At 59.0% G+C, this 13,678-nt stretch carries 12 protein-coding genes and 1 pseudogene; 7 read left to right on the top strand and 6 right to left on the bottom strand.

The window, feature by feature from the left end:
* Positions 1–11: 11 nt before the first annotated feature.
* From HMPREF2724_RS09855 to HMPREF2724_RS09830, 6 genes and pseudogenes are all read right to left on the bottom strand, one after another.
* Positions 12–1,190: an aminotransferase class I/II-fold pyridoxal phosphate-dependent enzyme gene (locus HMPREF2724_RS09855; RefSeq protein WP_070456502.1), complete on the bottom strand. Its 1,179-nt coding sequence runs from the start codon at positions 1,188–1,190 to the stop codon at positions 12–14.
* On the bottom strand, positions 1,187–1,945 hold the full coding sequence (locus tag HMPREF2724_RS09850) for a 6-carboxyhexanoate--CoA ligase (RefSeq protein WP_062039486.1): 759 nt from the start codon (positions 1,943–1,945) through the stop codon (positions 1,187–1,189). The genes HMPREF2724_RS09855 and HMPREF2724_RS09850 overlap by 4 nt, the downstream gene beginning before the upstream one ends.
* A 187-nt stretch (positions 1,946–2,132) precedes the next feature.
* Positions 2,133–2,705, bottom strand: coding sequence for a hypothetical protein (locus tag HMPREF2724_RS09845; RefSeq protein ID WP_062038696.1), 573 nt, complete (start codon positions 2,703–2,705; stop codon positions 2,133–2,135).
* A 125-nt stretch (positions 2,706–2,830) separates the two neighbouring features.
* Positions 2,831–3,295, bottom strand: coding sequence for a DUF4190 domain-containing protein (locus HMPREF2724_RS09840; protein WP_070588430.1), 465 nt, complete (start codon positions 3,293–3,295; stop codon positions 2,831–2,833).
* 138 nt (positions 3,296–3,433) lie between these two features.
* Positions 3,434–5,214 (bottom strand): annotated as a pseudogene (locus HMPREF2724_RS09835) (DEAD/DEAH box helicase).
* 20 nt (positions 5,215–5,234) lie between these two features.
* Positions 5,235–5,486 (bottom strand): DUF3039 domain-containing protein, encoded by a 252-nt coding sequence (locus HMPREF2724_RS09830; RefSeq protein WP_049192065.1) that lies wholly within the window; start codon positions 5,484–5,486, stop codon positions 5,235–5,237.
* A gap of 48 nt (positions 5,487–5,534) precedes the next feature.
* On the opposite strand from HMPREF2724_RS09830, the gene HMPREF2724_RS09825 reads away from it, so the two are divergent.
* The 7 genes from HMPREF2724_RS09825 to HMPREF2724_RS09795 all read left to right on the top strand — a co-directional run bounded on the left by HMPREF2724_RS09825 (position 5,535) and on the right by HMPREF2724_RS09795 (position 13,421).
* Entirely contained in the window at positions 5,535–5,999 is a 465-nt protein-coding gene (locus tag HMPREF2724_RS09825) for a DUF3099 domain-containing protein (RefSeq protein WP_083286121.1), read from the top strand.
* A 56-nt stretch (positions 6,000–6,055) separates the two neighbouring features.
* Positions 6,056–7,672, top strand: coding sequence for a DUF7782 domain-containing protein (locus HMPREF2724_RS09820; protein WP_070588427.1), 1,617 nt, complete (start codon positions 6,056–6,058; stop codon positions 7,670–7,672).
* Positions 7,672–8,127 carry a D-aminoacyl-tRNA deacylase gene (gene dtd / locus HMPREF2724_RS09815; protein WP_061922952.1) on the top strand — a complete coding sequence of 152 codons (456 nt, stop codon included), beginning with the start codon at positions 7,672–7,674 and terminating at the stop codon, positions 8,125–8,127. Before HMPREF2724_RS09820 ends, dtd begins: the two co-directional genes overlap by 1 nt.
* 436 nt (positions 8,128–8,563) lie before the next feature.
* Entirely contained in the window at positions 8,564–9,919 is a 1,356-nt protein-coding gene (locus HMPREF2724_RS09810) for an SLC5/6 family protein (protein WP_062044191.1), read from the top strand.
* Between the two features lie 53 nt (positions 9,920–9,972).
* Entirely contained in the window at positions 9,973–11,346 is a 1,374-nt protein-coding gene (locus tag HMPREF2724_RS09805; RefSeq protein ID WP_070588425.1) for an L-serine ammonia-lyase, read from the top strand.
* A 130-nt stretch (positions 11,347–11,476) separates the two neighbouring features.
* Complete coding sequence (locus tag HMPREF2724_RS09800) at positions 11,477–12,226, top strand: helix-turn-helix transcriptional regulator (protein ID WP_235591267.1); 750 nt, start codon at positions 11,477–11,479, stop codon at positions 12,224–12,226.
* Positions 12,227–12,407: 181 nt separating this feature from the next.
* On the top strand, positions 12,408–13,421 hold the full coding sequence (locus HMPREF2724_RS09795; protein ID WP_070588422.1) for a sigma-70 family RNA polymerase sigma factor: 1,014 nt from the start codon (positions 12,408–12,410) through the stop codon (positions 13,419–13,421).
* The last annotated feature ends 257 nt before the right edge of the window (positions 13,422–13,678 follow it).

Here is a 13,678-nt window from a genome sequence, read left to right as displayed (position 1 = left end):
CCGCGGTCACACTATTGAGGCGCGGGGCCTACTGCATCGACAATGAGCGCAATATCATCCTCGGAGTAGTCGGCATGAGCTGTAAGTCTTAGCAATGCCTGTCCGAGCGGTACCGACGGATAGCGGATCGGAGAAACAATTACTCCCCTTTCAGCCGCCTGTGCCGCACACTCCATAGCTGCGTCCTCAGCGCCTACTGGCAAGACGATAATAGGTGCGGGCGAGTCCGCCACTTTCCATCCGTTCGCCCGCAGACGCTGCCGAAGGTTGTGCACGACGCGGGCAAGCCGTGGCACATGCGAAGGAACAAGAGCTAACGCCGCACTAATAGCAGCCGCCTGCGATGGTGGCATGGACGTTGAGAAGATATAGCTGCGGCAGCGTTGGCGGCATAGCTCGATAAGTGGCTCACTGCCCACGACGAAAGCGCCCGCCACACCTAGGGCTTTGCTAGCGGTACCGATATAGATATCCGGCAAAGGTAAATCGAAATGCTCACAAACGCCGCGTCCATTTCTGCCAAGTGTGCCGATCCCGTGCGCGTCATCGATCATCAACCAGGCGTTGTAATCCTGAGCAAGTTCCTGAAGCGCATGGAGATTCGCAAGCTCGCCGGACATGGAAAATACGCCGTCACTGACAATCAATCGGCGCTCTGATGCATCGGCAGCAAGCTGCTCTTCTAAGGTTTTCACGTCGAGGTGCGGATAAACAGATGACCGGATCCCTTGGTAGCTCGACTTGGCCAGCCGGATGCCGTCGATGATGCTCGCATGATTATCAGCGTCAGAGAAAATAGAAAGTCTCTCGCCACAATCTCGCGCAGCTGCAGCAAGCGCAGGGATTACTCCCATGTTGGCGTGGTAACCCGAACCGAACACGAGCGCTGCCGGCGCACCGACAAAACCAGCCAGATCACGCTCGAGCGCGACATGATAATCACTCGTACCCGTAGTCAGTCGCGATCCTCCCGACCCCACCCCGGCGCGCAGCGTTGCTTCGTGGGCTGCGTCGGCAAGCGCGCGATTCGCCCCGAGCCCCAGGTAATCAGACGATCCCGCAAGCAGCGTTTCACGCCCATCGACCACGGTGCGCGGACTTTGACTACCGCTAATGACCCTTTCGACTCTTTCCAGACCACGCTCACGCCACGAAGCATTAGAACTGCATGCCCAGTCTTCCAGGCTCATTGCCAAGAACCTTCCACGAGGACAGGCTTTTCACGCAGCCACTGCTCTGTCGCCGGAAGTGCACTAAGTGCGCCTGAATAGAACAAGACACGTCCGCCTTGTTTCCCGCCTTCAGCCTTGACGTTGTGCAAAGCCGTATAGGAACCTTCGACCGCAACATAACCCGTGGTGTAGCTCGGGTCATCGGAAATACAGACTTCCGCGACAATGCCCGGCGCAGCAAGAGCCTTGGATGCTAAAGCAACGGCATCAGCCCGATGGTTCTTCGACTCGGCGCAAAAGGAATCAGCCCAATCAAATGTTCCCACCCGAACGCCACGTTGCCCATGAGTGTCTAGACGCTCGCCGGTTTCAGCACAGACGATGCTCGCACCGCGCATATCGCGGGTGCGGTACAGAAGCTCGATACCTCGGCGGGCTGCGCTCTCGGAAACTCGGTTGCCCTTAGCGAGCACGGCTATCATCGCTGTTTGTGCAGACTCCGGGTTCTCGCAGTCCCGTGTACTCACCTTCAAGGCACTGACATGAGCAATGTCGCTTGCTGCAACCACCCTCGTAGCGATATTGATGGAATCCGGCACGCCCTTTTCGTGCCGCAACGCACGAGTAGCAAGCTCTGAGCTCACACGAGGAACAAGGTGCGGTTCTACGATGCGTTCTGCACCCGAGATATGCCTACCTTCAAGGCTTGCACGCATCTTGATACTCATCAGCACAGTCGAGGTTTTTGCCATGCAGGTATCGTAGCCCAGCATCTTGAACACCGTTCAATAATTATCAAACAGGGTTAATCCCCTCTCCTAGTTCCGCTCGGAAACGCACTTACCGACGCCAAGTGACAGAGCGACTTCCACGAGACATTAAGAACCCCCACGTGCCTTCCAACCACATATGTGGTCGGGGCTCGTGGGGGTTGCTTAGTGCGATGTGTGGGTATTTCCCCTACTGCTGTGCTGCGGTGCCTAGGCTATCCTCCATGCAGGCCTGCTGCTGAGCAGGGTCCTGCATCTCCAAGCACTTGTCGGCGCCGGTCTCACCGAGGAACGCGACGCCGAGGGCCATGACGGCGATGGAGCCAGCGAGGGCCAGGATGGAAGTAACCAGGCCGACGATGGACATCCAGGTGCGGCGCAGCTCCTTCGGGCGCTTGCCGCCAACGACCAGCGCGATGATGGAGACGATGATGCCGATTGGGCCAAGCAGGAGCGGCGGAACAATCAGCAGCAGGGACAGCAGCGCGATGATGCCGATGACCATCGCCCAGATAGCAACGGCGTTCTTCTTTGCCGGCTGGCTGTCAGCACCAGCGTAGGCCGGGTAGCCGGTGCCAGCGGCGGTTGCGTTAGCGTCCGTGGCGTATGCGTCGTGAGCGCGCTCCTCGTTGGCCTTGGAGGTTGCCTCACCGTAGGACGGCAGCTTGCTGGTGCTGTCGCTGCTAAATGGGTTCTTTACGTTGTCCGGGTTCTCTGGGTTGTTCAGGTTGTTCGGATTCTCTGGGTTGTTCGGGGTGGTCATGTGGTTGGCCTCCTTGGGGCAGCCCTAACTGCGTGCTCTTTATCGAATATGTGCGTTTAATAACTTATACGTTTGCAATCGCTTCCGGCCACGTTACTTACGAAACCTGTGAAATCACTGGCAACCTAGTTTTGAGTAGAGCCATTCAAAGAATCTTCCATGCAGGCTTGCTTTTGCGCTGGGTCATCGATGGTCGTGCACATTTCAGGGTCAGGCGTCATCGTCCAACCAATGTGCGTATACAAGTAAATCGAGAAAGCAACGGACAAGATTAAAGCGATAATTGAGGTAATCAAGCCGGCGATGGACATCCAGGCGCGGCGCAGCTCTTTTGGTCGCTTCTTGCCTTTTAGCAATGCGATGATGGAGACGATGATGCCAATCGGCCCCAGCAGCAGCGGTGGAACAACTAGGAACAAAGACACCAGCGCAATGATGCCGATAACGAGAGCCCAAACAGCGATCACGCTCTTCTTTTCGGCTTGAGGTTCACCGACAACACCACCGGCATAGGCTGGGTATGCCGTGCCCTCGGTACTGTCGGAATTCTTCTCATTGCCCGGGGTGTGAGGGTCGTTCGGGGTGGTCATACGCTTGGCCTCCTTGAGTACAGCCCACAAGCCTTAATCGTGTTATTGCTCATCGTTCTATTACTTTTGACTACTGCTTTTGACCAAGTTACCCACGCTGGGTGCGCTCCACGCTAGGAGTGCACCGCGTCGCGTCACCTACCACTTGCGCAGGTACTCGATGCGCTGGCGCAGTTGCTCGGCGTCGCAAAGCGCGGTGGGTGGGCCGCCGCAGGCCTTGCGAACCTCAGTGTGAATGGCGCCGTGGGGGCGGCCGGTGCGCTGCGCGGTAATGGAGACAACGGTGTTGAGTTCCTTGCGCAGGTTGCCAATCTCATCTACTACGCCGGTGGATTCTTGGTTGTTAGTTGGTTCCTCACGGCGCTTCGGGGCGTACTGCATGCCGTAGAGCTTGCGGCGCTGTTCCTCAGCGGCCTCAGCAGCCCGGCGCGCCTTCTCCTCTGCTTCGCGGCGGTCGAGTTCCTCCGACTGCTTCTTGCGCAACAGGTCCTTGACCTGGTCGGCGTCGAGAAGCCCGGGGATGCCCAGGAAGTCCGCATCGACGTCTTCGGTGATATCGCCGGTGTTGAACTGCGAGCCGTTAAACAGCAAGCCGGAAAATTCCGCCTCAGCGCCGAGGGCCTCGTAGGAGGGCTCGAGCATGTCGGGCTCAGACTTCTTAGTATTGGCCTCCGCCAATAGCTCGTCGTCCCAGCCCTCTTTATCGGGGCCCTTTCCTCACCCAGGACATGGTTGCGTTCCTTTTCCATGTTCTCAGCCAGGCCCAGCAGCACCGGCACGGAAGGCAGGAACACCGAGGCGGTCTCACCGGGCATACGCGATCGCACGAAGCGGCCGATTGCCTGCGCGAAGAACAGCGGAGTCGAGGCCGAGGTGGCGTAAACGCCCACCGCTAGGCGCGGGACGTCGACGCCCTCAGACACCATGCGCACTGCCACCATCCACTCGTCGGTGGACTTGGAAAACTCCTCAATGCGGTCCGAAGAGCCCGGGTCATCGGACAAAATCACGGAGACCGGGGTCGAGGAAAGCTGCTTCAGCAGCTTCGCGTAGGCACGCGCGGTCTGCGTATCGGTAGCAAGCACCAGGCCGCCGGCGTCCGGCATGTTGCGGCGCATCTGCATAAGGCGCGTGTGTGCGGCCTGCAGCACCGCCGGGATCCACTCGCCCTTCGGGTCCAGCGCCGTCTTCCATGCACGGGCTGTCTGCTCAGGGTTCAAGATATCGCCCAGACGCGCGGCGTATTCCTCACCCGCGGAGTCACGCCAGCGCGCCTCGCCCGAGTAAGACAAGAACACAACGGGGCGCACGACGCCGTCGCGAAGCGCATCGCCATAGTTATAGGCGTGATCCGAGCGAGAGACCAGGTGGCCCTCACCGTCCTCCTCGTAGCGCACGAAAGGAATCTGCGAGTCATCCGAACGGAAAGGCGTACCGGTAAGCGCCAAGCGATGCTCGACGTCGTCATAAGCCTCGCGCACGCCGTCGCCCCAGCTCTTGGAGTCACCGGCGTGGTGGATCTCATCCAGAATCACCAACGTACGGCGCGCCGAAGCCACCGCGCGGTGCTTGAACGGGTGCATGCCCACCTGGGCATAGGTCACCACGATGCCATCCATCGCCGGGTTCACGGCAGAAGAATTCGAGAAGTTCGGATCCAGCGCCAAGCCCACGCGCGCGGCTGACTGGGACCACTGAATCTTCAGGTGTTCAGTAGGCACCACGACGATGACGCGCTCGACCGTGCGGTCTTCCATCAGCTCCGTGGCAATGCGCAGCGCGAAGGTGGTCTTACCCGCGCCAGGCGTTGCCACGGCCATGAAGTCCTGCGGCTTCTTGGCGAGGAACTTGTCGAGGGCGGCCTGCTGCCAGGCGCGTAGCTTTCCGTTGTTGGCGAATCTTCTGGGGTTGCGGGACACAGAATTACTCACCGGGCGGCTCACTTGCGGCGCAGGCCCTTGTACACGCGCTCACAATCCGGGCATACCGGGGAGCCGGGCTTTGCCTGCTTGGTTACGGGGAAGGTCTCGCCGCACAGCGCAACGACGTACTTACCGTTGACTGCGGAGTCCAAAATCTGGTCTTTCTTTACGTAATGAAAGAACTTCGGGGTGTCATCAGAAGTGGACGTGTCCTCGCGGACGTCGGGGCGTTCAATCGTCTTAGTCGTCGTACTCACTCCACCAATCATGCCGCATCGGTGTCGAAGTTCGCACCTCGCCCGTCTACCCTTGTACGCATGTCCCCCAAGAACTCGCGCGATAGGTTAAGCCGAAATTCCTCCGGCACCCCACAAACGGGGCGGCGCGGATGGGCGCGCCCTTTCCGACGCCGCGAAGCCCACCTCATCACCACCGCCCAGCTCTCCCCGGGCCAACAGTTGCATCGGCGCGAAGTCATCTATTCCATCCTGCAGTTTCTGCGCGTGCCCTCCCTCCTCATAGGCGGCGCGCTCATGTACTTCTTCGACGCCTGGCTCGCCGGCACCTTAATTATCGCCGTTACCTTCCCGCTGCCGTGGATCGCCGTGGTAATTGGTAACGCGCAGGGCCAGCGCAAGGACAAGCGCGAAAAGAACATCTATAAGCCGGCGCTTGCCCGCCAGATGGCGCAAATGCAGGCAGAACAACTAGCCCAGCCCAAGCGCGAGGGCATCGAGCAGCGGACTGCCGAGACCATCGAACATGACGACGACTCGCAATAATCGGCATAGATAAACAGATAAAGAAATAAGGCTGGAGAAAAGACGGAGAAAAGACAATGACTAAATTTGGACCTGACTTCAATCCCGAGCTCCCCGTCGCCGCCGTCGCCGCGGAGCTTGGCGAGTTCTTGAGCTCCCACGGTTTCACCGCCGACGGCATCGCTGGGCACTTAGGCCCCGAGTACACCGAGGCGCTTCACCGCGGCGAGCCGGCCGCCGTGGCCCTGGGCGCTGCGGGTGATACCACCTTGGACGCACTAATCCGCCTGTTTATCCTGCACGAGGCCGTGGCTCCGACGCAGCTTTCCGACGTCCTCGGCGCCCGCCTTGCCACCAAGCTCATGGATGCAGGCGTCGCACAACTCGACGAGTCCGGCAATGCCTACATTGCCTATGACATCCGCCCACACATCATCGTCGGCACCAACCGCCTGGTCTTCTCTGACGTGGATGCTTCCCTGGTGGACCACGTCCCGGGCTCCGAGCACGTGCTCGGCGTGGGAGCGGCCAGCCTCTCGCTTTTGCAATCGACGCCGCTTACTCCGGTGGAGACCACATTGGACCTAGGCACCGGCTCCGGCGTGCAGCTGCTCGGCCAGCTTTCCACCGCCGCCCACGTGACGGCCACCGACCTACACTCCCGCGCTCTGGACCTCGCGCGCGCCACGCTGGCCGCCGCAGGCCCCGCGGCAGAAGAAAAGGTCGAACTGCTCCAGGGCTCCTGGTTTGAACCAGTAGCCAGCCGCCGCTTCGATCGCATCGTGGCCAACCCGCCTTTCGTGGTGGGCCTGCCGGAAGTCGGCCACATCTACCGCGACTCCGGGCTAAACCTGGACGGCGCCAGCGAGCTCGTGGTCTCCCAGGCAGTCGAGCACCTCGCACCAGGCGGTAGCGCACACATCTTGGGAGCATGGGTCCACCAAGGCGAGCAGTCCTGGCAGCAGCGCGTGGCCTCCTGGCTGCCGGAAAAGGGCGTGGCCGCCTGGATAATCCAGCGCGACGTCGCCGACCCTGCCCTCTACGTCTCCACCTGGCTCAAGGACGAGTCAGTGGACGTTCGCAGCGACCTCGGCCGCGAGCGTGCCCGGCTTTGGCTTGAGCACTTTAACGAGCACGACGTCACCGGCATCGGCTTTGGTTTTGTGGCCATCCAGCGCATCGACGATGACGAGCCTTCCGACGTCCTCGCCGAGTACATGCCGCAGCCTTTCACCGATCCCCTGGGCCCAGAAGTAGAGGAATACTTCGCGCGCGTGGCCTGGCTCCGAGGTCTTGTCCCGGGCGAGCTAGAGACCAAGCACTTCCAGGTCCGCCCCGGCGTGGCCCGCGAGGACGTGCAGCTTCCCGACGCCGAGTTGGGCATGGGCTTTGCCCCCGCCGCGCTGCGCCTTACCCGCACGGAGGGCCCACGCTGGTCCCACGACGTCGACAAGCACATCGCGGCCATCGTCGTCGGCTTAAACCCAGCGGGGCTCTCCCTTGGCGAGACCATCGAGCTCTACGCCGCAGCCCAGGGCTTCGATGAGGAGGAGCTGGTGGCCTCCGCGCTGCCGGCCATGGTTGACCTCATCCGCCACGGCCTCATCATCCCCACCGAGCTGGCCCCGTTCTGCAACCTTGTAAATGGCGCAGTCGCTGCCGGCCAAACTGCTACTGCTGAGGAGGAAGACTAATGCGCGCAGTTTTAACCCGAGTATCCAGCGCTTCAGTGATCGTAGATGGCGAGGTCGTAGGGGCTATCGACTGCCCAGAAACCGGCGGGCTCCTCGCACTTGTGGGAGTATCACGCGAAGACACTGCAGTAAATACTGCAGAGCTAGAAGCCAAGATAGAGAAGATGGCGCGCAAGATTGCCGAGCTACGCATCCTCGAAGGCGAGAAATCCGTCGAGGAAGCAGGCGCTCCCGTGCTGGTAGTTAGCCAATTTACGCTCTATGGCAAGACTGCTAAGGGACGCCGCCCCTCTTGGTCTGATGCCGCGCCCGGGGATGCAGCAGAGCCTGTGATTGAGAAAATCATTGCAAGACTTCTTGCACGCGGCGTCCACGTTGAGACCGGAAAGTTCGGCGCGATGATGGAAGTTGCATCCGTCAATCAAGGCCCTTTCACCGTTCTGGTGGAAACTTAAAGGGGATCAATTAACCCCAAGGGGCGATTAATACATCCGAGCGCAGGTACTTTTACCTGCGCTTTTTCTTTTTGTCTGTGACGTAGTTCATTGTTTAATTTAGAGTGTTGAACAAAGCACAATCTGGCGCAAAACTCAAATTTTAAGGGAGTGATAAAAAACGTACTTGCAATGCGATAATTTATTATCAAATCTTCTCCAAACAGGCTTATGATAAAGACACAGCGAAGCAACAAGGGCTGAAGCTGCAGGACACAGAGTTAAAAAGTCCAACTGCAGTTGCAAAATTGTAGCCGCGAGAAAATTCTCAAGACTTGCAAAGTTGCGCCAAGCTCTAAGGCTTCGGTCGATCAACTAGAGACATCAAGGAGACCAAAAAATGTCTCACTCAGTCTTGCGGAAAGACACCGCTAACCATCCGGAGAATGAGCCAAACATGCCTGAGAACATGAAGACCTCAAAAGCAGTCAAAGCTGAACAAGCCGCAGGATTCGATCCTGCAGAATCCCCATTCGCCGGCACCACCGGCGCACCGAAGTGGAACAACTCCGACCTAACCTGGATGCTCTCCCTCTTCGGCACCGCAATCGGTGCAGGCGTTCTGTTCCTCCCAATCAACGCCGGCATCGGCGGCATCATCCCGCTCATCATCATGACGGTTGTTGCCCTGCCGATGACCTACTGGGCACACCGCGGCCTGGCGCGCCTGGTTCTCTCCAGCTCCAAGCCATCCGGTGACCTGACCGACGTCGTCGAGGAGCACTTCGGCATCAAGGCAGGCGTGTTCATGAACATCCTGTACTTCCTGTCCGTCTACCCCATCCTCTTGGTCTACTCCGTGACCATCACCAACACGGTTAACTCCTTCTTGGAGCACCAGCTCGGCATCACCCCGCCGGACCGCTGGCTGACCTCCCTGCTGCTCGTCGGCGGCCTCATCCTCATCGTCCGCATGGGCAAGGATGTCATCGTCCACGTCATGTCCTGGCTGGTCTACCCATTCATCGCCGTCCTGGTCCTCCTGTCCATCTACCTCATCCCGAAGTGGAACACCGCACTGTTCGATTCCTTCGACCTGAACGTTGCCCGTGAAGCTTCCGGCCACAGCTTGGGCGTCACCCTGATGCTCCTGGTTCCGGTTATGGTCTTCTCCTTCAACCACTCCCCGATGATTTCCTCCTTCGCAGTTGACCGCCGCGAGACCTACGGCAAGTTCGCTGAGGTCAAGGCGCGCACCACCCTGCTGCGCGCAGAAATCCTCATGGTCGTCGTCGTTATGTTCTTCGTCTTCTCCTGCGCACTGTCACTGTCGCCAGCTGACATGGCAGAAGCAAAAGCCCAGAACATCACCATCCTGTCCTACCTGGCTAACCACTTCGATACCCCGATCATCCAGTGGATTGCACCGATTATCGCAATGATCGCTGTTGCAAAGTCCTTCCTCGGCCACTACCTCGGCGCTGCTGAGGGCTTCGAAGGCCTCATCCTCAAGGGCAACAAGAACCTCGACAAGGACGACGCTGCAACCGCTCGCAAGCTCGGCACCATCACCCTCATCTTCATGCTGATTACCGCATGGTTGACCGCTTGGGCAGACCCATCCATCCTGGGCATGATTGAGACCCTGTGCGGCCCGACGATTGCACTCATCCTCTTCCTCATCCCGATGTGGGCAATCCACAAGGTTCCTGCACTGCAGCGCTTCAAGGGCCAGGCTTCCAACTACTTCGTCTTCTTCATGGGCCTGGTAGCTGTCGCCACCATCCTCTACACCATCGTCCAGGCTTTCTAAACACTAGAAACCCCCGGACCCCCTCTCCCCCTCGGAAGATTCAAGGAAAAGCAATGTTCATCAGCATTTTCGATATGTTCAAGATCGGCATCGGCCCCTCAAGCTCACACACGCTTGGCCCAATGAAGGCTGGTAAGGCGTTCGTAGATGAGCTGAAAGAAAAGGACATCTTCGACCACGTCACCCGCATTCAAGCCAACGTGTACGGTTCCCTCTCGCTTACCGGCATCGGTCACTCCACCGATAAGGCCATCCTCCTGGGCCTGGCCGGCGAGGTGCCAGAGACCGTAGACATCGACGGCATCAACGAATTCGTGAAGAACGTTCGCACCTCCGAAAAGCTCATGCTCGGTGGTACCCGCGAGGTCGATTTCCCGAAGGAAGGCGGCTTCTACTCCCACAACGAGTACCTGCCGATGCACGAGAACGGCATGTGCCTCATCGCCTTCAACGGTGATGAAGAGTTGCTCCACAAGACCTACTACTCCATCGGCGGCGGTTTCATTGTCTCCCAGGAAGATTTTGCAAAGCGCGGCGAGGACAACGTCAAGGTTCCTTACGCCTACGCAAGCGCACAGGAAATGCTCGCCCTCTGCGAGCAGCACAACTTGACTCTTCCAGAGCTGGGCATGGCCAACGAGCTGGCGCACGCCACCGAAGAAGAGGTCAAGGAGCACATGCGCAAGGTCCGCGATGTCATGTACACCGGCATCGAGCGTGGCTCATCAACTGACGGCCCTCTGCCGGGCCAGCTCCTCGTCCCACGCCGTGCTGCTGCGCTCAAGCGCCTGCTGGAAACGGATGAGCCGCACGATGGACTCAACATCCTCGACTGGGTCAACATGTTCGCGCTTTCCATCTCCGAGGAAAACGCTTCGTGTGGCCGCGTGGTCACCGCTCCTACCAACGGCGCTTGCGGCATCGTCCCAGCAGTCATCGCCTACTACGACAAGTTCGTTGAGCCGGTCACCGAGGAGATGTTCTCCGACTACATCTTCGCCTGCAACCAGATTGCTTCGCTGTACAAGATGAATGCATCCATCTCGGGTGCAGAGGTTGGTTGCCAGGGCGAGGTCGGCGTCGCCTGTTCCATGGCCGCCGGCGGTCTGGCTCAGCTCATGGGCGCTACCCCAGAGCAGGTCTGCATCGCAGCCGAAATCGCTATGGAGCACAAGCTCGGCTTGACCTGTGACCCGGTCCTGGGCCAGGTACAGATTCCGTGCATCGAGCGCAACGCAGTCGCTGCAGTTGACTCCATCACCAGCGCCCGCATGGCCCTTGAGCGCGAGTCCAAGCCATGCGTCAGCCTCGATGACGTCATCTGGACGATGTACAAGACGGGTAAGGATATGAACGCCAAGTACCGCGAGACCTCCCAGTGTGGCCTTGCACTGGCTATCCACCCACCTATCCCAGTCTGCGGCTAATACTGCCGTAAGGCACACCTTGAGCGGGTGAACACAGCGCTTGGCCGCTCGTGTTTACCCGCTTTTTGTCGTGTTAATATCTATCCAACTTTCTTAAAGTGTCAGGAACTTAAAGGACATGCTTCAGCTGATGAATGAACTCAACAGTCATGGCATAGACCAAGATTTCCTCGGGCAGTACGTACCACTCGTCGAATTTCTAGGCCAGGCCTTGGGCCCAAACACTGAGATCGTTCTGCACGATCTCGATGTCCCAGATCAGTCAATCATCGCCATTGCGAACGGCCACATCTCCGGCCGCCAGATTGGCGGGCCTGTAACTGATTTCGCCCTGTGGTTTATGAAACAAGGCGACGCCTCCGCCGTCCCCATGATGACCGGCTACCGGGCCGTCAACACGGAGGGCAAGATTTGCCACTCCTCTAGCTACTTCCTGCGTGACGAGACCGGCCATATGCGCGGCATGCTGTGCATCAACGTCGACATCTCGGATCTCGTAGCAATCCGCAACGCCGCCAGCTTCCTCATCGGCAACACCGAGGAAGCACCGGATAAGGCCCAAGCCTTCGGCGGCTACCCGGGAGCAAGCGCAGCCCAGGCTGCTGTGACTGCTCTGGCCCCGCAACCAGAGCCAGAGGAGGCGGTCAGCGAATCGCTGCGCGACAACGTAGAGAACCTGTTGGACTCCATGCTGGATTCCGCGATTTCTACCCAGTCCGTGCCTGTCCGACGCATGCAGCGCGACGAGCGCATCGAGGTCGTTCGCGCCCTCGAAGATAGCGGCTTCTTCCTCTTGAAGGGCGGAATCGCCGCCGCGGCAGAGCGCCTTCGAGTCTCCGAGCCGACCATCTACCGATACTTGGTCAAAGTGCGTAGCTAGCCAGGCCAATGGCCAACTGCAAGGCCAAACTGCCCATGCCATGAGTGAGCCCTCCCCCGTATGCGGGGAGGGCCTCCTTAATGTGTGCACTACTTTTGAATAATTTTCTATCCCGGGGAACTAAACGCACAAGCGCTTCGTTGTACCTCATGTACAAAGCCGCAACCTCAGGAGGCTAGAGATGGCTGAAAAGTCCCACACCAAGGCCGCTGACCTTGGAAACAATTCAAATGAAGAGGAGCAGGAGGTAGACCGCGGCTCACGCCGCAACCAGACCAATGACAACCCTTCCGCCGACTTGGTCCGTGTTTATCTCAACGGCATCGGCAAAACCGCACTGCTCAGCGCTGAAGATGAGGTAGAACTCGCCCAGCGCATCGAGGTTGGTCTCTACGCCGAGTACAAGCTGGCGAATGCAGAAAAGGTCACCCGCGCCGAAAAGCGTGATCTCAAAATTCTGGTCCGGGAAGGCAAGAAGGCACGCTCCCACCTGCTGGAGGCAAACCTGCGCTTGGTCGTTTCGCTTGCGAAACGCTACACCGGCCGCGGCATGCCACTTCTGGATCTCATCCAGGAAGGCAACCTGGGCCTTATCCGCGCCATGGAGAAGTTTGATTACGCCAAGGGCTTTAAGTTCTCCACCTACGCCACCTGGTGGATCCGTCAGGCCATTACCCGCGGCATGGCTGACCAGTCCCGCACCATCCGTCTGCCAGTCCACCTGGTAGAGCAGGTCAACAAGCTCTCCCGCATCAAGCGTGAGATGTACCAGTCCCTGGGCCGCGAGGCCACCAATGAGGAGCTGGCTGAAGAGTCCGGCATCGAGGAATCCAAGATCGAGATGCTGCTGCGTCAGTCCCGCGATCCTGTCTCCCTCGACATGCCTGTAGGCACCGATGAGGAAGCACCACTGGGTGACTTCATCGAGGACGCCGAAGCTACCGACGCCGAATCCGCCGTTGTGGCGGCAATGCGCCACTCCGATATTCGCGGTGTCATCGACACCCTTGAGGAGCGCGAGCAGGACGTCATCCGCCTGCGCTACGGCTTGGACGACGGTGTCCCGCGCACCCTGGATCAGATTGGCCGCAAGTTTGGCCTTTCCCGTGAGCGTGTGCGCCAGATTGAGCGCGAGGTCATGGCCAAGCTGCGTGACGGCAACCGTGCAGACCGCCTGCGTGAGTACGCACTCTAATCTTTAGCCCTCTCCTGAGAAATTCTCTTCACCCTGTCAGCCACTTCTCCTTTAATAGGCAGTAGCTGACAGGGTTTCAATCTTTTATAGGTAGAATATGTGAAGCTACACCGCGCCGAAAGCAAGAGATGCGTTTATCCCTTTCGGAAGCAGGCTCGGCAAAGTGCGGTATTGTTTAGTTATTGTTCGAAGACGCTGCGAGCCATGTCGCCCGCACCGAAAGGTGCGTTCCGGCCTTTTTGCTCACGGCGCCTTTC

The organism is Corynebacterium sp. HMSC071F07, assembly GCF_001810285.1.
GTDB classification, from domain to species: Bacteria; Actinomycetota; Actinomycetes; order Mycobacteriales; family Mycobacteriaceae; genus Corynebacterium; species Corynebacterium simulans.
This window is presented reverse-complemented; position numbering and strand designations above follow the sequence as displayed.